The sequence below is a fragment of the Brevibacillus gelatini genome (genome assembly GCF_003710935.1).
GTDB classification, from domain to species: Bacteria; Bacillota; Bacilli; order Brevibacillales; family Brevibacillaceae; genus Brevibacillus; species Brevibacillus gelatini.
On record NZ_RHHS01000039.1, the window covers coordinates 74,132 to 99,987 of the forward strand.

Here is a 25,856-nt window from a genome sequence, read left to right on the forward strand (position 1 = left end):
ATGCTTGGCGAAACGGACAAATATCCTTGGGAACTTGCCAATTCACCAGCAAAAAAGCGGCCTGACCTGCGCACGAAAAACACAGATCAGGCCGCTTGGGCCAATCAGCAAAATTTTCCGGATGTTCCCGCTCATGGCACGCCAAAAGATACGCCTAGATGCGCGTATCTTTTGGCATGTTTATTGAAACATCAGTCTTCGTCCTCTTCATCTTCGTCGTCTTCCAAGAACGGTGCCTGATTTTTGGAGAAGATCCATTTTTTCTTGGTGCCATCCTCATATTCTACCTTGACTTCGATCTCTTCAATCCCATCGTCCTCCCCGACAGCGTCGCGCAAATACCTCAACCAATCCATGCCTCCACCTCCTGGTAACGGATGATGATCTGCCTGTTCGTCAGCGGCTCTCCCGTCGACATTGTTACTATATGACAGTCGCCTCTCTTGTGTAATGGTTCACTGTCCCATTCCGCCCTGCAAATTTTTTCCAACTTTTGCTATCCTCTTCTCCCGCCGCGCCCGTTACATATTTGCAGACTGACTGGACAAACTTTGGGTGGAAACGTCCGTGCCACCGTCATGACCTGGGATAGGAAAGGAGTGCCAGATTGATGAAACCACGCTACAAAAAGCTGCTTCACGTTGGCGCCATTCTGCTTTTGGCGTTCAGCCTGCCGCTGCATGCGGCTGTCGCCCATCAGGACCATCCGTACCATTTCGGCTTCAAAAAAAGCAGGAACGGACAGCTTCCTTCGATCAACGAAGAAGGGTTCAAAAGCATCGTAGATCGGCACGGCGCTGTTTTTTTGGGAGACACGTCGAAAAAAGAGCTGTATCTGACATTCGACAACGGGTATGAAAACGGCTATACCCCGGCGATCCTGGACACGCTTAAAGCGAAAAAAGTGCCCGCGATTTTTTTTGTGACAGGCCATTACGTCAAGGACCAGCCTGAACTGTTGAAGCGGATGACGAGAGAAGGCCATCTCATCGGCAATCACTCCTGGAGCCATCCGGACATGACAACCATGTCCAACGAGAAAATCAAGGAAGAACTGACACGGGTCAGCGAGGCAGTCGCCCAAGTGACCGGACAGGCAAACATGCGCTATCTGCGTCCGCCCAGAGGCATTTTCAGCGACCGCACACTCGCTGTCAGCAAGGAGCTGGGCTATACGAACGTATTCTGGTCGATCGCCTACAAGGACTGGGATACAAAAGTGCAGCGCGGGGCCAGGTACGCGTTTGACAGCGTCATGAGCCAGTTGCATCCAGGAGCCGTCATTCTCTTGCACGCTGTTTCCAAGGACAACGCCGATGCGCTCGGGTCGATCATCGACGAGGCCCGCAAGCGCGGCTATGAATTCAGAAGCCTGGACCAGCTGCCGCAAATGCAGGCTGGCACTCCGCAAGCTTTGCCAAAAAATGAGTCGCAGGCTCCCTTAAAACCATGATTGATCGAAAAAAACTCCCGCTGCCTCGTCCGTTTCCAGACGAGGGCGGGAGTTTTTGCCCATTCTATTTTACGATTAATCGCGATCCAACAGGGAAGCGCCAGCGATACCCGGATGCGTCATCTCGAACGGATCGAGAATCAGGTCCAGCTCTTCTTCCGTCAGGACGTTGTACTGCAAGCACAGCTCGCGCACGGATTTTCCAGTCAAAATCGCTTCGCGCGCGATGCGGGCTGCTGTTTCATAGCCGAGATGCGGGTTGACGGCTGTGATAACGCCTACGCTTTTTTCTACGTATTCTTTCATCCGCTCGCGGTTTGCCTCGATGCCTTCCAGGCAGTAGCGCGTAAAGGCGCGGAACGCGTTGTCCATGATGCTGATCGACTGCAGCAGGTTGAAGACGAGGACCGGCTCCATGACGTTCAGCTCCAGTTGGCCTGCTTCCGAAGCGAGGCAAATGGTGTGATCGTTTCCGATAACCTGGAACGCCACCTGGTTGATGACCTCTGCCATGACCGGATTGACTTTGCCCGGCATGATCGAAGACCCTGGCTGGCGCGCAGGCAGCGAAATCTCTCCCAGACCCGCACGCGGACCAGACGACATCAGGCGCAGGTCGTTGGCGATTTTGGACATGTTCATCATGCATACTTTCAGCGCTGCGGACACTTCTGTGTACGCGTCGGTGTTTTGCGTCGCGTCTACGAGGTGCTCCGCCCCGACGAGCGGGAAGCCGCTGATTTCCGCCAGATGCTTGACCACGGTCGCAATGTAGCGCGGATCGGCATTCAGGCCTGTCCCGACAGCAGTCGCACCCATGTTCACTTCGTACAGGTGCTGGCGGGATTGCTTGATCCGCTTAATATCGCGCTCCAGCACGCGGCGATATGCTTCAAACTCCTGTCCGAGGCGGATCGGAACAGCATCCTGCAAATGCGTGCGGCCCATCTTGATGACGTCATCGAACTCTTTTGCTTTTTGGCCAAAAGCGTCACGCATTGTCTCCATGGTGACGAGCAGCTTTTCCAGCAAATCGAGCGTCGCGATGTGGATTGCCGTCGGGAAAGCGTCATTGGTCGATTGCGACATGTTGACGTGTGTATTTGGACTGAGATGGAAGTAGTCTCCTTTTTTCTCGCCAAGAAGCTCCAGACCGCGGTTGGCGATGACTTCGTTTGCATTCATGTTAATGGATGTTCCCGCACCGCCCTGAATCGGGTCCACGATGAATTGATCGTGCCATTTCCCGTCAATGATCTCCTGCGCGGCTGTCACAATCGCATTGCCGAGTCGCGGATTCAAGCGGGAAACCTCCATGTTCGCAAGGGCCGCCGCTTTTTTGACCATGGCCATTGCGACAATCAGGGATGAATGGAGGCGATACCCGGTAATCGGGAAGTTTTCTGTCGCCCGCATCGTTTGCACGCCATAGTAGGCATCTGCGGGAATTTCCTTTTCACCGAGAAAGTCTTTTTCCGTACGAAATGTTTGTTGTACCATTCTTATCAGACCAGCTTTCTAGGAATAATGATTACTGCTTCCACCCCATTTTAGCACAAAGTTGGAGTGGTATGACCAGTAGTTTGTAACACTATTTGGCTTTTTTACGTCTTATCTTGTGAACAGCTCCACCCACTATCTGGACAGAATCGAGGGATACGATGAAAAAGCTTCTTTTCGTCTTGTTGACAGTCGGTTTGTTGCAAGGCTGCACAAGCGCTCCGCCTGCCCAGGAAAACCCGCCTGTTACGCAGCCGCAAACGCCCGCACAATCGGAAACACCGGCCCCTGCCCCGTCGCAGACTCCGGCAGAACAGCAGCCTGCCGAGCAACCGGAAACGAAAGAAACCGTCTATGCCAATGATATTTTTCGCAATGTCACCGTGAAAAAAACAGGAGAGGATACATTTGAAGTAAAAGGGCAGGCGCAGGTGTTCGAAGCCGTCGTCAACTACGTCGTGGAAGACGGACACAACGAGCTGGCCCAGGGCTTTTTCCAAACCTCTGCCGGAGCTCCCGAATGGGGCGACTTTACGCAAACCGTGAAGGTGAAAAAAGCCGAACCGAACAGCACACTCATGCTGATCCTGTTTGAAGCGAGCGCGAAGGACGGCAGCCGCCGGATGGAGCTCATCATTCCGTTGCCAGAAAAATAGAAGCTTCCGCTTGGGTTGGGCGAAGATTCCGCATCTATTATGGTATGGTAAAACAACAGCCCTCTCGCTTGGAGAGGGCTGTGTTGTTTCTGACTTTTATCTATCGTTGTGTGGCAACATGCTGACTTGCGTCGTGCTGCTACTTTTGCTCGCTTTGTTCTTCCTTGTAGCAATCCATGCAAAGGGCACCATTGTTTTCGATCTCGTAATCAGTCAAGCGAGCCTGGCAAGATTTGCATAGTTTTTCTGTGAGTACCAAGTTCAAGACTATATCTCCTCTCAATTATGTACGTGAGTCTATTTATATTATAACCATGGATGGATTTTCGAAAAGCAAGCGTGTGTTAAAATTTCGTGAATTCTCTCAATAGTACAGTACATAACTGCCTGCAAAAGCCTTTTTAGCAGGCTCCCGCAGCTTGCCCGTTCCATCATTGCTCAGGGAGGACCAGATGAACTCGCCTTCTTTTTCGTTGACCATTTCCGGGCCGCCGTTTCAGCTTTTCTCGCTCCCGCATTTGCTGGCGCTCGCCGTTACCTTTTGCCTGCTGCTGCTTTTGTACCTCTTTCGCCGCCAGTTGCAAGCACCTGCGGCCAAGCGCGCCTTTCGTTATGCTCTGGCTGGCGTGCTGCTCTTGTCCGAGGTAGCGTTTCAGCTCTGGCATGTGCTCTCGGATAGCTGGTCGGCTGCCTATGCGCTGCCTTTGCAGCTGTGCAGTGTCACGCTCCTGTTGTCTGCCATCATGCTGCTCACCAGAAGCTACCGTCTGTACGAGATCACTTTTTTTGCCGGGATCGGCGGCGCAGCCCAGGCACTGCTTACACCCGAGCTGTTTTATCCGTTCCCGCACTTTCGTTTTGTGCATTTTTTTGTCGCCCATGCCGGGATTATTCTCGCCTGCCTGTACATGACGTGGGTGGAAGGGTTTCGCCCGACTTTTCGCTCCGTACTGAAAACGATGGGCTTTCTCAATGTGCTTCTGGTCGTCGCGTTCGTCGTCAACGCCTGGACAGGCGGCAACTATCTTTTTGTCTCGCGCAAGCCGGAAAACCCGAGCCTCATCGACTTTTTGGGGCCGTATCCGTGGTACATCCTCTCGCTGGAAGGGGTTGCTGTCGCGATCTTTTCACTTTTGTACCTGCCGTTTTGGCGAAAAACACCCGCATCTGCCCCAACCGCGCGGAATTTGCCTTCCTGATCTGACCGCCTATCCATGCTCGCGCACCCACTCGGTCACTACCTGCAAAAAGCGCCTGGCGGCAGGAGACTGCTTGCCAAACGATTTCGCTGCCACGCCAAGCGAACGGTAATGCTCGCCCGCGAGCGGGATCATGCGGATATTGGGCGGCAGGCGAAACAGGATCATTTCCGGCAGGATGCTGATGCCCAAGCCATTTTGCACCATGGCGATAATCGCGTGGTCGTCCCCTACCTCGTACTTGACGCGCGGCTGCAACTGATACTGCGCGAGCAGGCGCTGAATGTCGTTGTCGCAGCCTTCCTTTGGCATGATGAACGTTTCCTCTGCCAGGCGGCTCACATGCACCCGCTCTTCCTGACAGAGCGGGTGATCGTCTGTGACGAGCAAGTACAATGGATCCTTTTTCAGCGGAATCGTCTCCAGGTCTTCTGTCGTCGGCAACGAGACGAAGCCCATGTCTACCTCGCCTGCCTGAATCCAGCTCTCGATTCCGTCGTAGTAGCCTTCGAGCAGCTTGACTTCGATTGCGGGATACTGATCCTGAAACCGTTTGAGAATACCCGGCAGCCATTGGGTGGACACACTGGTGAACGTCCCGATCCGCACCGTCCCCACCTCCAGGCCATTGATCGCGTATACCTCCTGCTGCATTCGCTCCTGCACCCAAAGCATTTCCCGCATGTACGGAAGCAGCCGCTCGCCGTTGCTCGTCAGGCTGATCCCGGAGCGCCCGCGCGTCAGAATCGAGAAGCCGAACTCCCGCTCCAGACTGGCGAGGGCGTGGCTGATCGCGGATTGCGTCAAGCCGAGAATTTCCCCTGCTTTGGTCAGACTCCCCGATTCGATGACGGTGACAAACACCTCGTACTTGGTAAGACTCACCCGCTCCGCCTCCTTTTTTATTAATTCCTTTCATGAAAAATATGATAAACATTCATTTTTCTTATCCAAACAATACTCGTATACTGAGTATTACGCAATACGATTCGTTCATCGTTCGTCTGTTTCATATGTGCAAGGAGGCTGGACATGAAACCGCAAGTGAAAGCCGATTTGGCGATGCTGCTCGTTACCCTTTTTTGGGGCTCGTCTTACTTGTTTATGCAAATGGGGCTGAAGGATTTGGAGACCTTCAACCTGATCGCCATCCGCTTTGGCATTGCCTTCGTGCTGGCAGCCGCTATTTTTCACAGGCGGCTGCGCGGCACCAGCTGCAAAACGCTCGGTCACGCCTTTGTGCTCGGCACGGTTTTGTTCGGTGTGTTTGTCACGGTGACAAACGGCGTCAAATCGACCACGGCTTCGCAAGCCGGATTTTTGGTCAGCCTGACGGTCATCTTCGTCCCGCTGCTGTCCATCCTGCTGCGCAATCGGCCGGAAAAGCGCGTGTTTGTCGGCGCCGGACTGGCGATGGTCGGGATCGGCCTGTTGTCGCTCAACTCCGAGCTGCGTATCAGCCAGGGGGATTTGCTGTGCATCGCCGGAGCGCTCTGCTACGCTACGCACATTACCATAACGGGCAGATGGGCTGCGTTTTCCGACACGATCCAGCTTGGCATTTACCAGCTCGGCTTTACCGCCTTGCTCGGCCTTTTGTTTTCCTGTTTGTTCGAGTCGCCTGCCCTGCCGCATTCCACAGAAGGCTGGGTCGCCGTACTCGCGCTCAGCGTCCTGTGCAGCGCGATCGGCTTCGTCGTCCAGACTGTCGCGCAAAAATATACGACACCGACGCATACCGGGCTGATTTTTTCGCTGGAGCCTGTCTTCGCCGCCCTGTTTGCGTTTTTGTTCGCGGGCGAGACGCTGACGGTGCGCGGGTATATCGGTGCGGCACTCGTCCTGTTGAGCGTGCTGATCGCGGAAATGGATGTAAGCAAATGGGGGCGGGGCAAGCGGCAGACAGGAGTATCGGCTTGACGCAGCAGCTTCGCGCTCCCGGCAAAAATGGCATTATCAAAACCGGCTCCGTATGCGAAGCCGGTTTTCTCGTGTTTCTTTCTATCTGCTGTAGACGACCTTGCCGCCGATGACGGTCATCACGACCTTTGTATCCAGCAGCTCATCCGGGTCAATGGCAAACAAATCGCGGGAGTAAACCGTCATGTCCGCGTATTTGCCGCGCGACAGCGTTCCTTTTACGTGCTCTTCGCTGGTGACTTGTGCTCCGCCCAGCGTAAACAGATGGAGCGCTTCCTCCATCGTCAGCTTTTCCTGGGGGAGATAGCCGTCATGCGTCTCGCCCGGTGCCTTGCGCGTCACAGCGGCATGGATGCCAAGCAGCGGATCAATCGGCTCGACTGGCGTATCTGAGCCTGCCGCACATACAATCCCTTTTTTCAGCATCGTTTTCCAAATATACGAATGCTGGATGCGTTCTTCGCCCACCCGGTCGATCACCCACGGGAAGTCGGCGGCGAGAAAACGCGGCTGGATGTCGGCGATCCGGTTGGGATGGTTCAGCCGCTCAAGCAAATCCGGGCGCAAAATCTGCGTGTGAATCAGCCGGTCGCGATAGGCTACAGCCGGGAACTGGTCGAGGCTGTCGAGCACCATTTCCAGCGCCTTGTCGCCAATCGTATGTACGGCAATCGGCATGCCCAGCTCGCGTGCTTGCCGCACCAGCCCGGTCAGTTCCTCCTGCTCGTGCACCGGATAGCCGCTCGTCGTCGGATCGTCCGCATACGGCGCGGACAAGTAAGCGGTTCTGCGGCCCAATGCCCCGTCTGCAAAAATTTTCACAGCCCCAATCTGCACGTGGCTGTTGCCGTAGCCCGCCGTCATATTTAAATCGCGCAGCTCGTGCATGTGCGGGTAGTAGACCAGCAAATGGCAGCGCAGCCCAAGCCCCTCCCCGTTGACCAGTTCGTCGTACAGCCGATACGTCTGCGCAAGCCCGTTCAGCTCGCGCAAGTCTTCGGTATGCGCACCTGTCAGGCCATGCTCCAGCGCGTAGCGAATCGAGCTGCGCAAGCTGTTTTTCAGCGTCTCGTAGCCAGGCTTCGGGAGGTGCTTCGTAATCAGGTTGGACGCCGTCTCCAAAAGCATGCCTGTCGGTTTGCCTGTGACCGCATCGCGCACGATCACGCCTCCGGCCGGAACCTCGATGTCCGGGTGGTAGCCGCACAGCTCCAGCGCTTTGGAGTTGACCAGGTTCGCATGTCCGCAAATGCGCGGCAAAAAAATCGGGCAATGCGGCGCAGCTGCGTCCAGCTCCTCGATGGTCGGGATGCCGCCGCCGTCGACAAACAGGTTTTCATCCCAGCCAAAGCCTTGTATCCATTCATTCTCAGCCGTTTGCTCCGCTCTTTGCCGGATGAGGGCCAGCATCTCGCCCTTGGAGCGCGCTGTCCGCAAGTCGAGCTGCAAAAAGGTCAGCCCCAGCCAGCCAAGATGCAGGTGGCTGTCAATCAGTCCCGGTGTCGCCGTGCTGCCCTGCAAATCAATCACCTGCGCGTCACTTCGCCCGTACTGCAGCAGCATGTCCGCGCTGCTGCCCAGATCATGCACCAGCCCGTCCCGCACGACAACGGCCTCCACAAACAAATGTCTCGAATCCCCCGTGTAGATGCGCCCGTTTTTGAAAATGGTCGTCGCCATATCGGTACCCCCTTGTGAATTGCGCTCCTTCGCTTTCCCCTCTCCTTATTTGTTTGCCAGTGACCTTTTTCCTTCCGATTCTGAAAAAAACTTCGGCTTTCCGCTGCTTGACAGGAAAAATATGGTACTTTCTTCACACCCTGTTGAAAGCTTTCCAGGTGGGGCACGTTATGTTCATGGCCCACTAACGAAGCGGGGTGATCGTATGCAGCAACGAACGAAGAACCGCCTTCCTTCCCTTTTCCAGCCGCAAAACAACGGCTTTGTGAAATCGGCGGGCACTGCCTCTTTCGAACAGCACAAACCGGGGGAGCTGGACAGCCAGGCCCGGCTCCTGCTGCTTGTGAACGGACTGTTCATCGCCGCCAGCTCGCTCTCCGGCACGTTCGTGAACGTCTATTTATGGAAGGTAAAAAGTCAGTTTGCGCCCATCGCCTGGTTCACATTCGCTACCCATCTGGCTGGCGCCCTGACCTTCTGGATCGCGGGCGCCTACGTCAAACGGTTCAATAAAATGAACATCCTGCGCGCAGGGATGGCCGGCTCGGCCCTTTTTTACATGCTCGTTCTTCTGGCAGGGCCTGCGGCTATCTCGTACGCTGTCCCGCTCGGACTGGTGCAAGGGATGGCGGTCGGCTTTTTTTGGCTTGCCTTCAATGTCGTCTACTTCGAGATTACCGAACCGGACAACCGCGACCGTTTCAACGGCTGGGCAGGCTTGCTCGCTTCTCTTGGCGGCATGCTCGCTCCGTGGCTGTCGGGCTGGCTCATTTCCCGGCTGCCTGGCAGCAGTGGCTACCGCCTGATCTTCGCCTTGTCGCTTGCTTTGTTTGTCGTCGGCGGCATCATCAGCTTTTTTCTAAAAAAGCGCCAATCGGAAGGGATGTACGCCTGGGGCTTTTCCTTTCGCTGTCTGCGCGAGGAACCAAAGTGGCGCTGGGCGTCTGCGGCTCTGGCCGCGCAAGGGATGCGCGAGGGAGTATTTGGCTTTCTCATCGGGCTGTTCGTGTACATTGCCACCAAAAGCGAGATGACGCTCGGCAACTTCTGGCTGATTACATCCGCGGTCGGGCTGTTCAGCTACTTTGCCGCGGCCAAATGGTACGCTCCGCGCTACCGCAAATGGGGCATGCTCATCGGCGCGATTGTGATGTCGGGCATCCTGCTCCTGTTTTTCTGGCAGGTGAGCTATGTGACGCTGCTTGTTTTCGGAATTGCCGTCTCGATTGCCTATCCGCTTTTTTCGATGCCGATGATTTCGACCGTCTTTGACTTGATCGGCACGAATGAACAAAGTGCGCGCAACCGGGTGGAATACGTCGTCCTGCGCGAGTTTGCGCTCGATGTCGGCAGGCTGGCGGGAATATCGCTGTTTCTGTTGGTCACTTCGATCAGCGTCTCTTCGTTCACGCTGAACTGGCTGGTGTTCGCCATCGGTATCGGGCCGCTGATCGCCTGGCTGTGCATGACCAGGCTGTTTTCTTCCATGAACGGCAAGCAAAGCCGCACGTAGGCTATCGGCGATTCGCTCTCGGCAAAAGGCGCGGAGGCACTTGCTTCGCGCGGCGACCAGCCCGCGCATGAGAACGCTCTGTTTGTTTTTGGAAGCCTTCCCTGGATGAACCCGCCTGGACATTCGCGTCAGACGGGTTTGTCCTCGTTTGTTCCCGGACCCCAAGTACAAAAAAACCTTTCCCACCCGAAAATGCACCGGGCAGAAAAGGTTTCGTCCGTTCGCTGCGATCACGCAGTCGTTGTCTTGTCTTTTGCTTTTGGCTTGGTCACGATGTGGTGACCGAGCGGCAAACCGCGCTGTTCCAGCTCATCTGCTGTCACAATGTGGAGCGTTTCGCTCTTGCAGGGCATGGGCATCAATCCGCCCAAAGGACTCATTACCCGTCCGATCGTGTCCGTCTCAATCAGCACGTACAAGCCTTTTTCCTCCAACTGCTGAAGAAAATCTCCCCAACACTTGGAAGTGATTTGTTCGGCGTGCCTGGTGAACATGACACCCATTTCTTTTGCTTGCATGTAAAATCCACTGTTCCTCTCCATCATATATCTGCTTTAAATAAGATATTCTAACAATACAAGGAAACAATCTGTTCTGGCAAAAAGTGTTTCAGTCAAAAAAAGACGAAAAACGGTTGTTTTCGACCGCTTTTCGTTTCAGGAATCGCGCCGCTTTTTCACACACACCGTTTCAGCGCGGCACGCTGTTTTTTGCAGCTTGCCTTTTTTCCGAGAGCTTTTTTTTTTGCTTCCTCGATAGCGGCTCGCCTGCTTGCCCAGTGCAACGTTCATGCACTCCTTTGTCTTTTGCCTGCAGGGTGCCCGGCCAGACCGTCGCGCATGAATGGTTGGTTTTAGAAAGGCGCTGCCAGCTCTGCATGCAGCAAACAGGCAAACGAAAGCCAGTGCATCTCCGATCCTGCCCGCAGCTTCAATCGCCGCGCTGCCTGATCGATGTGCACGACCTGTGCCGACAAGCGGCGCGGCGCCTGTCCGTCATAGTACGTCAACGTCAAAACGCTCTTTGTCTGGAACGCCTGCCATACCAGCTCGCTCAGCGCTCCCAGCTGCTCCTGGTCCAGCTCAGGCGGCACGTAGCGGTTCTCCTTTTCCTTCATGCGCACATACATTTCCCGATGCTCCGGCAACACAAACCGGCTCGTGGCAAACAAATTTTCCTTTTTGGATACGCGTGTCTCTCTCATGCTCGCTTCTCTCCTTGGTGATGATCTCGTACCCATGCGCCGACAAGCTCCTGGCACTCGGCGCGCAGCACCTCAATGATATAGCTCGCTTCCCGCAAGTACCCGCGCTGTCGGTAATGAACCACGTACGCATAGTCCTCGCGGCGGGCGCTGACAATCGTGCAGCCGAGCTGCCGCAAATGGCGGCGCAATTGATGGTGCTGGCGCTCTGCCCAGCGCGAAAGCTCCAGCAGCACCTCCAGATAAGACAGCTTCAGCGGCACAAGCCGCATCTGCTCCACGTCCACCATAACCGCGCGAAACAGAATGCCAAACAAAATATATTGGCGCACCAGCTCCTGTTCCTTCGCTTCTCCTGGGGCAATCGGCTCCGTCACTTGTAATGCCCTCCGATCTTGCGCGCCCGCTCCCTGGCCTGCCCGGCCTCCAACGCCGAAGCCGCCCGCAGGATCGCATCCGGGCCAAACCGCGCCCGAATATCGTCCATCGCCTGGGCAAGCGAGCGCCGCTTGGGCGTGTCGGTAAACAAATTCAACTGCACGACATTGTCAGGAACGAGCTGCCCTAACGTGACGCCAATGCTGCGCACAGGTCCCCCTGTCCAGTGCCGGTCAAACAGACAGCAAGCCGCTTCGTACAGCGCCATGGCATCATTCGTCGCTTCCGCAAGCTTCATCTGCCGCCCAAAGCCTTCTTCCGGCGCCAGATTCGCGCCGCGACAGCCGACGGAGAGCACCTGGCCCATCCGTTCTTTTTGCCGTGCCCGCCGACACACTTCTTCGCACAGCTCCAGCAGCACGACCTTGATTTCTTTTGCGGTATGGTAATCGCGCGGCAATGTCATATGGTGGCCGATGCCTTTTTGTGTCACGTATTCGTTCAGGGAAACAGGCGAGTCATCCATCCCGTGCGCTGTGCGCCACAGCACCTCGCCATTCACGCCCCAGTGGCGGATGAGCACGGCAGGCCTGAGCGCGGCCAGCTGGCCGATCTGATAGATGCCCATCCGATGAAAATGGCGCTTCATGCGGGAGCCTACCCCGAACAATTTTTCGATGGGCAGTCGCCACAGCGTATCGGCAAGCTGTTCCCGCTTGAGCCAAAATACCCCTGTTTCCTGCTTCTTGGCAAAATTGTCACAGGCCATTTTCGCCAGTACCTTGTTCTCCCCGATTCCGACCCGGCAGTTGATCCCCGTCTCCAGCCAGACACGCTGCCGAATCTCGGCAGCCAGTTGCAACGGATCGTTGCCAAACAGGTGGATGCTGCCTGTCACGTCGAGAAACTGCTCGTCGATCGAGTACGGCTCCACCTGATCGGTAAACGACTGGAAGATGCGCGTAATATCCAGCGCCACCTGGAGGTAATGCTCCATGCGCGGGCGCACCACCACGAGCTGCCGGCATTTTTGCTGCGCCTGCCACAGCGCTTCTGCTGTCACCACTCCGTATGCTTTCGCAAGCGGACATGCGGCCAGCACTACGCCGCTGCGCCGCTGCGGATCTCCGGCGACCACAATCGGCTGATTCCTGAGCGCCGGGTTCTCCGCTTTTTCGATGCTGGCGTAAAAACTTTGCATATCGATCAAAAAAATGATCCTTTTGTTCGCCTTGGGCATCACCATCATCCCCTGAATAAGAACTTGTGTTCTCATTTGAACTTTGTTCTTATTATAGCAAACGTATGTTCGTTTTTATACCTGTCCGCCTGAAAAAAATACATGGTAATTCCTTCCGAAAAAGACAAGCACACGCTGGCACGTATTTGGCCGAGCGTGTGCGAATCCCATCCCATATGTTATTTTTTTACTACCGGAATCCAGATTTCACTGCGAAACGTTGGCGATGTGGTATCCTTGTCTGCATTCCAGAGTATTTCCGGTCCTTCGGCCAGCTCGTAGCCGGAAGACAAAAACCACTCGGAGTAGATGCGCCCCCAGACGTCCTGCAGCGTGTCCGGGAAAGGTCCTACCGCTTCAAACACCGCCCAGGTAGAGGCCGGAACCTCCAGCTTCGACAGGCTTTCCGGGCATTCCAAGGTAGTTGCCACCCCGATGTAATGGTCCAGCTCGCTGTTTTCCAGACGGCCTTCGGAAAAATTGGTGGATGCGCTCAGCATCCCGCGCGGCTCAATATTGGAAAGAGACTTGAGCAACTGGATCTTCTCGGCATCCAATGACGCCCACATGGCGGCAATCTCGGGATTCACCCCGTTGTAGATCAGCGGAACCCTTTTCTGCAAACCCACGATGCGAAATGCTTCTTTTTCTACCATACGGTAATTCATGGCACTGCCTCCCTTGATGGATAGATGGAAGGTCATTCGCGGATAGGCTTTCAAGGACTGCCCGCTGGCTCTCGCTTCGCTCGGCGTCACCCCGTGCATCTGGAAAAAGGCGCGGGCAAACGAGTCAGGCGAGCTGTACCCGTACTTGACGGCGATGTCGATTACCTTCATCCCGCTGTCCCTCAGGTCGAAAGCGGCGAGAGTAATGCGCCTGCGCCGGATGTACTCCGAAAGGGGAATGCCCGCCAGAGACGAGAACATTCTTTTGAAGTGATATTCGGAGCAACAGGCGATCCGGGCGACTTCCTTGAAGTCGATCTCGCCAGCGAGATGTTCCTCGATGTAGTCCAAAGCTTCATTCAGCTTTTCCAGCAAATCCATGAAAACGACCTCCCTTTCCCCCACAGAATAGCAGACGCCAGACGAAGCCATCCGACATTTCGTGCCCGATTATGCAGGCTTGCGAAAACTGCCATTCCTGTCCGCCGAAATCAGAGGCAATTTCGCCCTTGGCCGTGGCAGCGAGCGTACGCGCGACTGCTGCAAGCTAGGGCGCAAGCGTACGATCCGTCATCACGTACAGCCATTTTCCGTCCGCGCTTGCCCCCAGAAGAGAAAGCCCCGCCGGAAGACCCGACACGAGCACAGACTGTTGCTTCGTATCGGCGTCAAACAGGTACAGCGACTGCTTCAAGTCGGCTTCCTGTGCAGCTTTTTCCCATTCGGTAAACAGGTAACGGTGCGTGCCAGGCAGCCAGAGGCCTTGTCCGCGCGTGTCCATCAACTGCACGTTGCCCTTGAACAGCCCCGCATTCCAGTACATTTGATACTCCCCGTCCGTCGACTGGACGAACCCGGACCAGGAATCAGCCGGAACCGGAGGATTCCAGTCGATGACCTTGCCGCTCTGCCAGTCGTAGCGCTGGCGAATTTCCACAAAGCCCGCTTCCTCGCTTCTCATGGCAAACGTGGCGTAGCGGCCGTCGTCATGGAAGGAGACAGGCAGCACTTCCCCGTTGAACTCGCTGGTCGGAATCCAGCCTTTGACCGCTCCAGGAAGCCGCTTCTCTGTTCCTTTTCCCAAGTCATACACGACCAGGTCGAGGTCTTTTTTCTGGTCGGCCCGTCCCACCGCCATCAAGAGCTGCTTCCGATCGTGGCTAAAGCTGGCTCCGTGCACATATCCTTGCACCTGGACGCGGGTGACACTGTCGCTGTTCGGAACGGTTGTTCCTTTCTCCGGCTGGGCGTAAAAGAAGCCGCGCCGATCAGCAAAAAATACGCCCTCACCGCGGTAGTTGTCTGTCAGCTCCACGGGATACGAAGTCCGCTGCTTTGTTTTCATATCGTAAATCGAGTAGAGCATCGGAAAACGGGCATCGCATTCGCAATACTTCGTAAAACGGCTCTGCAGCACATACCGCTGCTCGCGGTCGAGGAACTCCATGTCGGTCATAACGGAAAAGTCGGTCAACTTCTCCCGCACTTCGCCGTCTGCGGAAATGCGCCAAATTTGCGAAGGCGGGAGCACGACTGCGTGAAAGGCGTTGGAATCGCCGATGACCGAGCCTTTTGCCGATTTGGCTCCAGCCGCGCTAAGCACGTATTCGGTCCAGTCCCGCTCGCTCGTCTTTTGTTCCGGAAGCGTCACCAGCACCTGCAGTTGACGGTTGTTCGCCCAGTGAAACGCAAAGCCTGGCTCGATGAAGCCCAAGCCCACTCTCGCCGCTTCCTCCTTCGCGTGCTTGCGGATTGCCGCCTCCACGCTGCCGCGGTCCATCTCCTCGCGGAAAAAAAGCGTGTACGCTTGCGGAGCAGGTCCGACCACGGTGCGCAGCGGCGACCGCAAACGCGGGTCCTCGTTCAATTGAATGACCACGTCTTCTTTCATGGACGCATAGTCAAAAGGCCGCTCCGGCTGCTTCCAGTCACTCGCTGCTTTCGTTCCCGCGCCAGTTGGCAGTGGCTGGGCGGACGCCGCGAGCACTGCCTGCCCTGCGCCTGTTTGTTTTTCTTCCCAAGAGGCTGCAGAGGCGCTGAAGCCCGTCATGACCAGCAATGAACAGCCCAACGCGATGCTCATTCCCCGAAGATTTCGCAAAAACACAAAACTCGCCTCTCTCCCCAGTAATTTTTTCCACTCTCAAAAAGGAAATACGTTTTTCCCTGTCATTTTGTCACGTTTTTGGGAGAGAGTTTTTCAGCAAAAGCGAAAGGACCTCCTTCGCACACACAGGTGCGGCAAGAGGTCCCATTTTTGCATGCTTAATCGAACACGATGCCATCGAGTACGCCTTCGCGCTGCAAATAATCGCGCAGCCACTGGTACGCCGGATCCCGCCAAAAGGAGTCGTCGGCCACCAGCCGCGCCGTCTCCTGTCTGGCAACTTCCAGCGCCTTGTAGTCGGCCAACAGATCAGCGACTTTGAACTCGGGCAAGCCGCTCTGCTTGGTGCCGAAAAAGTCACCCGGTCCGCGCAATTCCAAATCGCGCTGCGACAACTCGAAGCCGTCCGTCGTCTCGCACATGACGCGCATCCGCTCTTTGCCGATCTCGGACTTCGGATCGGCGATCAGGACGCAGTACGACTGCTCCGAACCGCGCCCGACCCGGCCGCGAAGCTGGTGCAGCTGGGCAAGTCCAAACCGCTCGGCATCGTAAATGACCATGTAGGTAGCATTCGGCACGTTGACGCCGACCTCGACCACCGTCGTCGAGACGAGAACCGCGTACTCCCCGGCGAGAAACGCTTGCATCACCGCATCCTTTTCCTTCGCAGGCAGGCGGCCGTGCATGAGCCCTACGCCAAACTCCGGGAAGACGTGGGAGAGCTGGGCGTGGACATCAATTGCATTTTGCACGTCGAGCTTTTCCGATTCTTCGATCAGCGGGCAAATGACGTACGCCTGCCGCCCTTTGCGCAGCTCGTCGCGCATCTGCTCCAGGACAGCCGGGAACTGGTCGTGCTTTTTCCACGTCGTCTCAATCGGCTTGCGGCCTGCCGGCATCTGGTCGATGGTCGATACATCCATATCGCCAAACGCCGTAATCGCCAACGTGCGGGGAATCGGCGTGGCGGTCATGAACAGGACGTCGGGAGTGAGTCCCTTGCTGCGCAAAATGCGCCGCTGCTCGACGCCGAAGCGGTGCTGCTCGTCCGTAATCACCAGTCCGAGCCGCGCAAAGAACACGTCCTCCTGAATGAGCGCGTGCGTCCCCACGACGACATCTATCAGCCCCATTTGCAGCGAACCGATGACCTCACGTCTGCGCTTGGCTGTCAAAGAGCCGGACAACAAGGCGACCTCGATGCCGTAGTCCGACAGCAGCTTCGTCAGCGACTGCACATGCTGCTCGGCGAGAATCTCCGTCGGCACCATCAAGGCTCCCTGATAGCCAGCCTTTACGACTGCCATAAGCGCAATCGCAGCCACCACCGTTTTTCCTGAACCGACGTCGCCTTGCAGCAGCCGATTCATCGCATGCGGGGCGCGCATGTCGTCCAGGATTTCCTTGACGACCCGCTTCTGCGCATCGGTCAGCGGAAACGGCAGCCCTTTGACAAACTGCCGCACTTCGTCCATCGGAATGTCCAGAGCCACACCTTCTGAATGCTGCCGATTGATGCGGCGCAGCGTCTGTATTTTCAACTGGAATAAAAAAAGTTCCTCGAACATGATCCGCCGCCGCGCCAGCCGCCCGTCCTCGGCATTTTGCGGAAAATGAATCGAATGAAACGCCTGGACGCGCGGCATCAGCCGATAGCGCTCGACGATGTCCGGCGGCAAAATCTCCGGAATGTCCTTGCCGTATTGCACAAGCGCCTGCTGGATCGACTTGCGCAGCAGCGTATGCGTCACATCGCCGCCAAGCGGATAGATCGGGGCCAGCTCGCCCCGTTTGGCAGCCCGCTCCGAATCCACTTCGGTCATCTCGCTGACCGTAATCTGCAGCTTGTGCTTGTCCCATTTTCCCGTCACGAGAATTTCCTTGCCGGGCGAAAGCCTGCTTTTCACAAACGTCTGGTTGAACCAGACAGCCGTCACGACGACACGATCCATGACCATTTTGACAGACAGGCGCGATTTTCGTTTCCCATAAAAACGAACAGAGGGTTCGCCGTACACCGTGCCCGCCAGCGTGACCCTCTCTCCGTCTTTTACTTCTGTCAAATCGCGCACGCGGTAGTCTTCATAGCGGGAAGGGAAATACTCCAGCAAATCACCGATGCTGTGAATCCCGAGTCCCGCAAATGCCTTCGCCCGCTCCTCCCCTACCCCGTGCAAAAGGGAGACGGGCGCTTGATACACAGAAGCCATTTACTTCTCCAGCCGTACGCCGAACACTTTCGCTTCGATCATACGGCCCGTCTGGGTAGCCGCCAGCCCGCCCTGCGCCGTTTCCTTGAGGGCAGTCGGCATGGAGCAGCCGATTCGGTACATCGCGTCAATCACTTCGTCTGTCGGGATCACACTCTTGATACCCGCCATCGCCATGTCGGCGGCGACTGTCGCAATCGCGGCACCCATCGCGTTTCGTTTGACACACGGCACTTCCACCAGTCCGGCTACGGGGTCACAGACCAGACCGAGCATATTTTTCAGCGCAATCGCAACTGCCTGCGCCGATTCCTCCGGAGTACCGCCCGCCATCTCGACAATCGCGGCTGCCGCCATCGCTGTCGCCGAGCCAACCTCTGCCTGACAGCCGCCCGCAGCACCGGAGATGAACGCGTTGTTGGCGATGCAATAGCCAATCGCGCCTGCGGTGAACAGGTAGTTGACCATCTGCTCGCGCGTCGGTTTCAGCTTGTCCGAAACAGCAAACAGCGTTCCCGGCACAATCCCGCAGGCTCCTGCCGTCGGCGTCGCCACGATTGTCCCCATCGCCGCGTTTACTTCGTTGACCGCAACGGACATCGAAACGGCGTTGAGCAGCGTCGGCCCGGACAGGAAAGGCTTGTTTTTCATATAGTCCTGCAGCTTTTTGGCGTCTCCGCCCGTCAGCCCGCTATGGGAGCGGATGTCTTCGGCAAGTCCGCGCTGCACGGCTTTTTCCATCACATCGAGGTTGGCGTACATGTCTTGCATGATCGCCTCTCTCGTCCGCTGGGAAACTTCCATTTCCGCTTCAATCATCACCTGGGAGATTTTTTTTCCCTGGGATTCGGCCAATTCTACCAGTTCAGCTACGTTACGAAACATCTGGTTGATTCACTCCTCTGATCCTGCTTTTCGCACTTTTGGGCTCGGGCTGCGAGCTAGAGCGAGAGCAGGGAAACGTCAAAAATATGGGGAATCTGACGAATTTCCTCCAGCACTTCTGCGGATACCGTCGAGTCCGTCTCAATCGCCATCAAGGCCCGCGAGCCGCGCTCGTGTCGGGACACTTCCATGAATCCGACATTGATCCGGTGCTCGGTCAGCACCTTGGCTACGGCGGCGATCATCCCGAAACGGTCTTCATGCAAAACGAGGAGCGTCGGCGTGTCGAAGCCAAGCTGAAAGGAAAATCCGTTTAACTCCAGCACCTCGATCTTGCCGCCGCCAATCGACACGCCGACCAGTTCAATCTGGTGCTGATCGTCGGACAGCTTGATCCGCGCGGTGTTCGGATGCTCTGTCAAAACGTCCGAAGTGGTCAAAACCACTTCCATGCCGAGTTGTTCTGCAATCGAAAACGAATCTTTCAGGCGCAAGTCAGACGTCTCGAAGTCGAGAATCCCGGCAACTGTCGCCACGTCGGAACCGTGCCCCTGGTACGTTTTCGCAAAAGATCCGTAAAAAGTTATGTCTGCCCGCTTTGGCTGACGTCCGAACAGCTTGCGAGCCACCCGGCCAATCCGGGCAGCGCCAGCCGTATGGGAACTGGATGGTCCAACCATGATCGGGCCGATGATGTCAAATACGCTTTTATACTTCAACCGGTTCTCCTCCTGAATGACAAGGGGTTCAACAAGATTCACTCTCATTGTATCCTACGGGCTGTAAAAGCGCCACATGGGAAAGTGTAGCGCCTGTTTTGCCCTGCTGCTGCGGTCGCCCCCTTTTGAAACCGCTTCCAAATCATGCCATACCTGTTCCAACAGGGGGAATTGCTGTCCTGCTTCTACTATTGTTTGTCGACTTTCCGGCCCTCTATCCGCGCGCCATCCGGGAGCATGTCAGCGTTTGTGAGCAAGCGCGGCACCAGTCAGGACGAGCCTTCCGGATCATCCTTCGCTACACTGCGCATCGCGGCCTGGCCGGGGTGCTGTTCGCCGCGCTGATGATCGTCGGGTTGTTTACTATAAGTAAACAAGGCGGCGTAAAAAGCCCCCCGTCGTTTGGGAGGCTTTTCGCTATGTGTACGAGGACTTTCCTGCCTACTGCTTGACCATCAAGACAGCGAGCAGCCCTGGCCCTGTATGCGTACCGATCACGGGCCCGATCTGCACCAGGTGCGATTCCGTCACCTGAAACTCGTTTTTCACCCGCTCCAACAGCTCAGCCGCCTGCTCGTGGGCGCAGCTGTGGAGGATGGCGGCTTTGACAGGCTGGCCCTGCGCGTACTCCTGCAACGCTTCCAGGACGCGGTTGAGCGCTTTTTTCGTCCCTCTTACTTTGTCAAAAGCAGTCACATATCCCGCCGGGTCCAGCGTCAGGATCGGCTTGATGTTGAGCAGCGAGCCGATGACAGCCGAAGCGCGGCCAATCCGTCCGCCCTTTTGCAAAAATTCCAGCGTGTCGACGATGAAGTAAACCTGCACCTCATCCAGATAGCGGTCGATCTCATCGAGAATCTGCTCCTTGCTCTTCCCGGCCTGCGCAGCCTTCGCCGCTTCCACGCAAATCATCCCGTGGACAAACGAAGCTTTGCGCGAATCGATCACGGTAATGTCCATCTTGTCATCGAGCATGGATTTGGCGATCATCGCCGATTGATACGTGCCGGACAAAGCGCCGGACAACAGGATGGCAATAATCTGCACATCGCTTCCGTACTGGTCGCAGATCGCCTTGTACGCTTCGGCAAACTCCAGCGGAGACGGCTGGGAAGTCGTCGGCAAGGCTTGTGACTCCTTCAGCTTGTCAAAAAACTCGGTGGAAGAGATCGTCACTCCGTCCAGATACGTCTCCGCCCCAAACATGACCTTCAGCGGAACAGCCACAATCCCGAGCGACTGCCTGACAGACGCATCAATATCAGACGCGCTGTCGGTAAGAATCACAACTGGCATTCTCGCGCACTCCTCTCCTCATTACTCCACGGAAAAAATGAACGGATACAGCGGCTGTCCGCCAAACTGAATCTCCACTTCCGCATCCGGGTATGTGTCCGCTACAGCTTCCTGCAACGCTTCCGCCTGCTCCTCTGTCGCGCCTTCGCCAAGGAACATCGTGATAATCCCGGTGTCCTCGTCCACCAGGCTGAGAAGCAGCGTCCTGGCGCACTCCAGCAATTCCGGTCCAGCCGTGACGATTTCTTTTTCGGCGATGCCGATGAAATCGCCTTCCTTGATCGTGACATCCCCCATCTGCGTATCGCGAACGGCATGCGTCACCATTCCCGTCTTCACCTGGGTCATGGCTTTTTCCATCAGGGAAGCGTTTGCAGCAGGCTCGGCATCCGCCTGGAATGCAAGCAAAGCGGCCAGCCCCTGCGGGATGCTCTTCGTCGGCACGACCGAAACCGGAACCTCGGCCAGCTCGGCTGCCTGCTGCGCTGCCATGACGATATTGCTGTTGTTTGGCAGGATGATGATATGTTGCGCATGCAGCCCGGCAATCGCCTTCATGAAATCTTCCGTGCTCGGGTTCATCGTCTGGCCGCCCTCGACCACGACGTGCACACCCATGCTGCGCAAAATTTTCGCGATGCCTTCACCTGCCGCAACTGCGATCAGTCCGTACGGAAGCGGCTCGCCCGCTGTCGGGGCCGATGCGACTGTCTGTGCTTCCTTTTTGCCCTCTTCCGCCTTGAGAATGTTCGCATGCTGCTCGCGCATGTTTTCAATTTTGATCCGGTGCAGACTGCCGAACTGCTGGGCGTATTGCAAGACGCTGCCCGGATGCTCTGCGTGTATATGTACTTTGACGATCTCGTCGTCTGAAACGACCAACAGCGAGTCTCCCATCGTATCCAGATGGCTGCGGAACAGCACCTCGGAAAAAGGCTTTTTGTTCGGCTCCGTGCTGTGCGCCACATGAACTATGAATTCCGTACAGTAGCCGTACTTGATGTCCTCGGTCTTCATGTGGACTTGCGCATTGTGCTGCTCGGAAATCAGCTTGTCCAGCTCTTCCGGACTCACGGGCTGCTTGGCCTGTTCTTCGCTTTCGATATGTTCCTCGCCGCGCAAGGCGCGCAGAAAGCCTTCGTAAATAAACAAAAGCCCTTGCCCGCCTGAATCGACGACGCCTACCTCTTTTAGGACAGGCAGCATTTCCGGCGTGCGCAAGAGGGCAGCTTGCGCCTGCTCGTACGTTTTTTCCATGACAGAAACAATGTCATCCGACGTGCGCGCTGCACGCACAGCCATCTCCGCCGCTTCGCGGGCAACAGTCAAAATCGTGCCTTCCACCGGCTTCATCACTGCCTGGTAAGCAGCGTCCACACCGGACTTCAAGGCATCGGCGAACTGACGGGCATTCACCTCGTCTTTTCCATTGACTGCTTTGCTAAAACCGCGGAACAACTGGGACAAAATCACACCGGAGTTTCCCCGCGCCCCCATCAAAAGCCCTTTGGCCAGAGCAGCAGCACTGTCCGCGATTCGGGGAGATTCCTTGCGCCTTAGCTCGTCCACACCGGAAGAGAAAGTCAAATTCATGTTTGTCCCCGTATCGCCATCCGGCACAGGAAAGACGTTCAAGCCATCCACTACTCTGACGTTGGCGGATAATAGATTCGCCCCCAGGTAAACCATCCGGCTAAACAGCACGCCATCAAGATGCGTATGTACCACCTGTTGTTCCTCCTTACGAATCTCTGTCTGTACGAACTCCCTGCACAAAGATGTTGACGGCAGAGACATCAATGCCTACCATTTGCTCCAGGGTATATCTCACGCGGCGCTGCACGCTGCCTGCGACCTCGGAAATTTTCACGCCATAGCTGACGATAATATGCATGTCCAAAACGACTTCTCCGTTCGTATTATGCACGACGACACCTTTGCTCAGGTTGTCGCGGCCAAGCAGTTCGGCAATGCCATCCTTCAACGCTTTGCGGGAAGCCATGCCCACCAGCCCGAATACTTCCATGGCCGCGCCTCCGGCAATTCGTGCGATTACGTCTTCCGTAACATCGACTTTTCCCAGCGATGTGCTCATTTCCACTGTCATGCAAGGACTCCTCCTCTGGTAAACAGCTAGACCTCACGGGTAAGCATTCCCATGATGTTTCCTCAATTCTACACTAACAGATGGGAGAAATGAAGCGTTTTGTCTCCCCCGCCGCCCCGGTGAGAAAGGCGGAGCAAATCATCATGTCAAGTATTGCAATTGACAGCAATGGTGTGCTAATATAGTCAAGTATTTGTATTTCCCATCAAGGAAATCCCGTTTAGATGCAACAAGGGAGGTGGATCGTAATGGCACGTCGTTGCTTTGTAACAGGCAAATCTGCAAAAGCTGGAAACGCTCGCTCCCACTCCATGCGCGCTACTCGCCGTACTTGGGGTGTCAACGTACAAAAAGTGCGCATTCTCGTGAACGGAAAACCGAAGCGCGTTTATGTAAGCACTCGAGCACTGAAATCCGGTCTCGTAACTCGTGTGTAGTTTTTGCAAGCTACGCGAAAAAAAGCACCCTCCAAGGTGCTTTTTTGCATTTCACCGACGTTCCCTTTCCGTCTCTTTCATGAAGGAGGCCGCGTCTTTATTTTTTCTTGTTGAATGCCTCGATGATGCCGCGAATCATGCCACCCAGGAACTTCGGCAACTTGATGGTGTAAAACCGCATGCTACCCCTCCTCACCGAAATTACTTCCCACGATACAACAACCAGCCCGCCCCCATGAGTGCCGCCGCCAACAGGCTATACCAAACCCACGGAGGTGCCATGTACAGGAAAATGGTGATTCCCCCGACAGCCAACGCAACCCCGAGAACACGTCGCAAGGCGCCCCCCTGTCGCAGGCGATAGGAGCGCAATCCCATTTCTTGCTGCACCTCCTTTTAGGTGTTCTCCCAAACGTGCATATTACATCATATTCTGCTGTCGGATAAACATGTATCCTGCCACGCGAAAATGTCGATGTCCGCTAAAAAGTCAGGTGGAACGGATGACGGCGAAAAGAAAAATTCAGGCAACGCAATCGCTGCCTGAATACATTATGAAAACGATCTGTCATTTATGCAGGTCCCACTACGCCAATCGGTTGCGCGCCGGAAACAAAAGCTGCGCCGCGCTGCCCAGCACGACCGTCAGGACCACGCCCGCGATTATCATTTCCGGAACGAGGTAGGTGATGTTGTAGACGAACGAATACAGCGCGACAGGCATGCCCTCTGGCGCGTACTCGCCAAACCAGATGACCCCCGACGTAAAATGGCAAACCAGTCGGCCCAGCACCCCGACGAGCAGGCCGCCCCACAGCAGGACGATCCGCTGCATCTTTCCTTCCCGGCCCGCCAGGCGGACAAACCCGGTCAGTCCCAAAGCGGCAAAGGCCAGCGGATAATCCAGCACCGCCTGTACAGGATGAACCAAAGTAGCACCTTGCAAGAGCTGCAGCAGCCCGACAAGCAGCCCCGTAACCACGCCAGCCAACAGGCCGCGGCGAACGGCAAGCAAAGCGATCGGTACCATGACCAGCGACACGGAGCCGCCCTGCGGCATTTCAAACACCTTGATCTGACTGAATACAACCGCGAGTGCGGTCATCATCGCCATCTCCAGCAAGATGACCAATCGTTGACGATCCAATCTCCTTCACTCCTTGTATCTCCCCAAAATTTTTCGCAAAGAAGAGCAAACAGCCACTCAGGCTGTATCTGATTCTAGCCCAACTCCCAACGGCTGTCAAAAAGAAAAGCCGCGGGCACAAGCAATCCGCGGCTTCGTTTTGCTTAGCGAACCTTCTCCAAAAACTGCTTGGCCCGTTCGCTTTTCGGATTTTGGAAAAATTGTTTTGGCGGCGTGTCCTCCAGCAGTCGGCCGTCGTCCAAAAACAGAATGCGGTCAGACACTTCTTCCGCAAAGCGCATCTCATGCGTCACGATCGCCATGGTCATCCCGGTGTGGGCCAACCCTTTCATAACCTCCAGCACTTCTTTGACCATCTCCGGGTCAAGCGCGGACGTCGGCTCGTCAAACAGCATGATTTGCGGCTCCATCACGAGCGAGCGGGCGATGGCGACACGCTGCTTCTGTCCGCCGGACAATCGCGACGGAAAGACGTCGGCCTTGTCGGCCAGTCCGACACGCGCAAGCAGCTCCCGCGCCTTTTTCTCGGCTTCGCTTTTCGCCATGCCTTTTACCTTTGTCGGCGCATAGGTCAGGTTGTTCAAAACCGTCATGTGCGGGAACAGGTGAAAATGCTGGAACACCATCCCGATCTGCTGGCGAATCGCCATGACGTTTGCCTTCGGATCGGTAATTTCCTGGCCGTTGATCGTAATTTTGCCGCTGGTCGGCACCTCCAGCAGATTCATGCAGCGCAACAGCGTGGATTTCCCGGAGCCGGACGGCCCGATAATCGCCACGACCTCGCCCTTGCCGATTTCCGTGGAGATGCCTTTCAACACGTTCAGCGACCCGAATGACTTGGTAATGTTGTCGATTTTAATCACTGCGTCTCATCCTCCGTTCCACTACGCGCGCTACCCATGTCAGGATCATGACCATGACATAGTACAGGAAGCCGGCGATCAGGTATGGTTCAAAGTAGCGGAAGATGGCTCCTTTTACCACGTTCGCATTTTGCATGATGTCAGCCAGACCGATTGTGGAGACGAGCGCGGATTCCTTCAGAAGCGCAATCGTTTCGTTCACGAGCGCAGGCAAAATGTTTTTCACACCCTGCGGCAAAATGATGTCGAGCATCATGCGGCGATACGGGACGCCGAGCGCCTTGGCCGCTTCCCACTGGCCTTTGTCCACCGCCATAATCCCGCCGCGGATCGTCTCCGATATGTACGCACCTGAGTTGAGCGTAAACGTCAGGACGGCTGCTTCCAGTTGGGAAATGTTGTAGCCGGTGAGTTGGGGAGTGGCAAAGTAGACCAACGTGAGCTGCAAAATCAGCGGGGTTCCGCGAAAGACGGAGGTATAAGCGACAGCGAGCCAATTCAGCGGCCCGAATTTAGAAATTTTGATGAGTGCGAGGATCGAGCCCCAGATGAAGCCTAAAACGACGGAAATCAATGTAACAAGCAGCGTGCCCTTTATCCCCTGCAAAATGAAAGGGATATAGGGCACGATTTGCGCAAAATCCAAATTCATGCCCGTTCCCACCTCT

Annotated in this window: 28 protein-coding genes; 6 read left to right on the forward strand and 22 right to left on the reverse strand. The window is 55.9% G+C overall.

The features are described 5' to 3' along the window. Positions 1 to 191: 191 nt before the first annotated feature. Entirely contained in the window at positions 192 to 356 is a 165-nt protein-coding gene (locus EDM57_RS23575; protein ID WP_211338259.1) for a hypothetical protein, read from the reverse strand. Positions 357 to 610: 254 nt separating this feature from the next. Between EDM57_RS23575 and pdaA the strand changes: the two genes are divergently transcribed. Next, the gene (pdaA, locus tag EDM57_RS16470) at positions 611 to 1,453 is read left to right on the forward strand and encodes a delta-lactam-biosynthetic de-N-acetylase (protein WP_122905779.1); all 843 of its coding nucleotides are present in this window, start codon (positions 611 to 613) and stop codon (positions 1,451 to 1,453) included. A 75-nt stretch (positions 1,454 to 1,528) separates the two neighbouring features. Here pdaA and aspA read toward each other — a convergent pair whose 3' ends face one another. Continuing rightward, positions 1,529 to 2,953, reverse strand: a complete 1,425-nt coding sequence (aspA, locus tag EDM57_RS16475) for an aspartate ammonia-lyase (protein WP_425455810.1) — start codon at positions 2,951 to 2,953, stop codon at positions 1,529 to 1,531. Between the two features lie 161 nt (positions 2,954 to 3,114). Here aspA and EDM57_RS16480 point away from each other — a divergent pair, with 161 nt between their 5' ends. Continuing rightward, the gene (locus tag EDM57_RS16480) at positions 3,115 to 3,609 is read left to right on the forward strand and encodes a Gmad2 immunoglobulin-like domain-containing protein (protein ID WP_122905781.1); all 495 of its coding nucleotides are present in this window, start codon (positions 3,115 to 3,117) and stop codon (positions 3,607 to 3,609) included. A gap of 452 nt (positions 3,610 to 4,061) precedes the next feature. Next, on the forward strand, positions 4,062 to 4,808 hold the full coding sequence (locus tag EDM57_RS16485; protein ID WP_122905782.1) for a YwaF family protein: 747 nt from the start codon (positions 4,062 to 4,064) through the stop codon (positions 4,806 to 4,808). 9 nt (positions 4,809 to 4,817) lie between these two features. Here the strand turns inward: EDM57_RS16485 and EDM57_RS16490 are convergent, their stop codons facing one another. Beyond that, positions 4,818 to 5,693 (reverse strand): LysR family transcriptional regulator, encoded by an 876-nt coding sequence (locus EDM57_RS16490; protein ID WP_122905783.1) that lies wholly within the window; start codon positions 5,691 to 5,693, stop codon positions 4,818 to 4,820. 147 nt (positions 5,694 to 5,840) lie between these two features. On the opposite strand from EDM57_RS16490, the gene EDM57_RS16495 reads away from it, so the two are divergent. Beyond that, on the forward strand, positions 5,841 to 6,728 hold the full coding sequence (locus EDM57_RS16495) for a DMT family transporter (RefSeq protein WP_122905784.1): 888 nt from the start codon (positions 5,841 to 5,843) through the stop codon (positions 6,726 to 6,728). A gap of 81 nt (positions 6,729 to 6,809) precedes the next feature. On the opposite strand, the gene EDM57_RS16500 is transcribed toward EDM57_RS16495, so the two are convergent. Then, positions 6,810 to 8,408, reverse strand: a complete 1,599-nt coding sequence (locus EDM57_RS16500; protein ID WP_122905785.1) for an amidohydrolase — start codon at positions 8,406 to 8,408, stop codon at positions 6,810 to 6,812. Between the two features lie 205 nt (positions 8,409 to 8,613). Between EDM57_RS16500 and EDM57_RS16505 the strand changes: the two genes are divergently transcribed. Then, positions 8,614 to 9,921 (forward strand): MFS transporter, encoded by a 1,308-nt coding sequence (locus tag EDM57_RS16505; RefSeq protein ID WP_122905786.1) that lies wholly within the window; start codon positions 8,614 to 8,616, stop codon positions 9,919 to 9,921. Positions 9,922 to 10,151: 230 nt separating this feature from the next. On the opposite strand, the gene EDM57_RS16510 is transcribed toward EDM57_RS16505, so the two are convergent. The 13 genes from EDM57_RS16510 to EDM57_RS16570 all read right to left on the reverse strand — a co-directional run bounded on the left by EDM57_RS16510 (position 10,152) and on the right by EDM57_RS16570 (position 22,738). Beyond that, on the reverse strand, positions 10,152 to 10,439 hold the full coding sequence (locus tag EDM57_RS16510; protein ID WP_122905787.1) for a hypothetical protein: 288 nt from the start codon (positions 10,437 to 10,439) through the stop codon (positions 10,152 to 10,154). A gap of 138 nt (positions 10,440 to 10,577) precedes the next feature. Further along, entirely contained in the window at positions 10,578 to 10,712 is a 135-nt protein-coding gene (locus EDM57_RS23935; protein WP_281274246.1) for a hypothetical protein, read from the reverse strand. A gap of 62 nt (positions 10,713 to 10,774) precedes the next feature. Further along, positions 10,775 to 11,125 (reverse strand): YolD-like family protein, encoded by a 351-nt coding sequence (locus EDM57_RS16515; protein ID WP_122905788.1) that lies wholly within the window; start codon positions 11,123 to 11,125, stop codon positions 10,775 to 10,777. Beyond that, positions 11,122 to 11,502: a YhjD family protein gene (locus EDM57_RS16520; protein ID WP_122905789.1), complete on the reverse strand. Its 381-nt coding sequence runs from the start codon at positions 11,500 to 11,502 to the stop codon at positions 11,122 to 11,124. The genes EDM57_RS16515 and EDM57_RS16520 overlap by 4 nt, the downstream gene beginning before the upstream one ends. Further along, positions 11,499 to 12,743 carry a DNA polymerase IV gene (locus EDM57_RS16525; protein ID WP_122905790.1) on the reverse strand — a complete coding sequence of 415 codons (1,245 nt, stop codon included), beginning with the start codon at positions 12,741 to 12,743 and terminating at the stop codon, positions 11,499 to 11,501. The genes EDM57_RS16520 and EDM57_RS16525 overlap by 4 nt, the downstream gene beginning before the upstream one ends. A gap of 179 nt (positions 12,744 to 12,922) precedes the next feature. After that, positions 12,923 to 13,792: an AraC family transcriptional regulator gene (locus EDM57_RS16530; protein ID WP_122905791.1), complete on the reverse strand. Its 870-nt coding sequence runs from the start codon at positions 13,790 to 13,792 to the stop codon at positions 12,923 to 12,925. 166 nt (positions 13,793 to 13,958) lie between these two features. Then, positions 13,959 to 15,518 (reverse strand): hypothetical protein, encoded by a 1,560-nt coding sequence (locus EDM57_RS16535; protein WP_122905792.1) that lies wholly within the window; start codon positions 15,516 to 15,518, stop codon positions 13,959 to 13,961. 158 nt (positions 15,519 to 15,676) lie between these two features. After that, positions 15,677 to 17,731: an ATP-dependent DNA helicase RecG gene (recG, locus tag EDM57_RS16540; protein WP_122905793.1), complete on the reverse strand. Its 2,055-nt coding sequence runs from the start codon at positions 17,729 to 17,731 to the stop codon at positions 15,677 to 15,679. Next, positions 17,732 to 18,616, reverse strand: coding sequence for an L-serine ammonia-lyase, iron-sulfur-dependent, subunit alpha (sdaAA, locus tag EDM57_RS16545; protein ID WP_122905794.1), 885 nt, complete (start codon positions 18,614 to 18,616; stop codon positions 17,732 to 17,734). 56 nt (positions 18,617 to 18,672) lie between these two features. Then, complete coding sequence (gene sdaAB, locus EDM57_RS16550; RefSeq protein ID WP_122905795.1) at positions 18,673 to 19,335, reverse strand: L-serine ammonia-lyase, iron-sulfur-dependent subunit beta; 663 nt, start codon at positions 19,333 to 19,335, stop codon at positions 18,673 to 18,675. Between the two features lie 441 nt (positions 19,336 to 19,776). After that, the gene (locus tag EDM57_RS16560; protein WP_122905797.1) at positions 19,777 to 20,631 is read right to left on the reverse strand and encodes a DegV family protein; all 855 of its coding nucleotides are present in this window, start codon (positions 20,629 to 20,631) and stop codon (positions 19,777 to 19,779) included. Positions 20,632 to 20,652: 21 nt separating this feature from the next. After that, the gene (locus tag EDM57_RS16565; protein WP_122905798.1) at positions 20,653 to 22,359 is read right to left on the reverse strand and encodes a DAK2 domain-containing protein; all 1,707 of its coding nucleotides are present in this window, start codon (positions 22,357 to 22,359) and stop codon (positions 20,653 to 20,655) included. Positions 22,360 to 22,372: 13 nt separating this feature from the next. Then, positions 22,373 to 22,738 (reverse strand): Asp23/Gls24 family envelope stress response protein, encoded by a 366-nt coding sequence (locus EDM57_RS16570; protein WP_122905799.1) that lies wholly within the window; start codon positions 22,736 to 22,738, stop codon positions 22,373 to 22,375. A 248-nt stretch (positions 22,739 to 22,986) separates the two neighbouring features. Here EDM57_RS16570 and rpmB point away from each other — a divergent pair, with 248 nt between their 5' ends. Beyond that, positions 22,987 to 23,175, forward strand: a complete 189-nt coding sequence (gene rpmB, locus EDM57_RS16575; protein WP_005831020.1) for a 50S ribosomal protein L28 — start codon at positions 22,987 to 22,989, stop codon at positions 23,173 to 23,175. A gap of 97 nt (positions 23,176 to 23,272) precedes the next feature. Here rpmB and spoVM read toward each other — a convergent pair whose 3' ends face one another. The 5 genes from spoVM to EDM57_RS16595 all read right to left on the reverse strand — a co-directional run bounded on the left by spoVM (position 23,273) and on the right by EDM57_RS16595 (position 25,840). Beyond that, the gene (gene spoVM / locus EDM57_RS16580; protein WP_246005830.1) at positions 23,273 to 23,371 is read right to left on the reverse strand and encodes a stage V sporulation protein SpoVM; all 99 of its coding nucleotides are present in this window, start codon (positions 23,369 to 23,371) and stop codon (positions 23,273 to 23,275) included. A gap of 5 nt (positions 23,372 to 23,376) precedes the next feature. Next, the gene (locus EDM57_RS23410; RefSeq protein WP_170163460.1) at positions 23,377 to 23,514 is read right to left on the reverse strand and encodes a hypothetical protein; all 138 of its coding nucleotides are present in this window, start codon (positions 23,512 to 23,514) and stop codon (positions 23,377 to 23,379) included. 247 nt (positions 23,515 to 23,761) lie between these two features. Beyond that, the gene (gene thiT, locus EDM57_RS16585) at positions 23,762 to 24,322 is read right to left on the reverse strand and encodes an energy-coupled thiamine transporter ThiT (RefSeq protein ID WP_122905800.1); all 561 of its coding nucleotides are present in this window, start codon (positions 24,320 to 24,322) and stop codon (positions 23,762 to 23,764) included. Positions 24,323 to 24,465: 143 nt separating this feature from the next. Further along, positions 24,466 to 25,188, reverse strand: a complete 723-nt coding sequence (locus tag EDM57_RS16590) for an amino acid ABC transporter ATP-binding protein (RefSeq protein ID WP_122905801.1) — start codon at positions 25,186 to 25,188, stop codon at positions 24,466 to 24,468. Beyond that, entirely contained in the window at positions 25,181 to 25,840 is a 660-nt protein-coding gene (locus EDM57_RS16595) for an amino acid ABC transporter permease (protein WP_122905802.1), read from the reverse strand. The genes EDM57_RS16590 and EDM57_RS16595 overlap by 8 nt, the downstream gene beginning before the upstream one ends. Between the last annotated feature and the right edge of the window lie 16 nt (positions 25,841 to 25,856).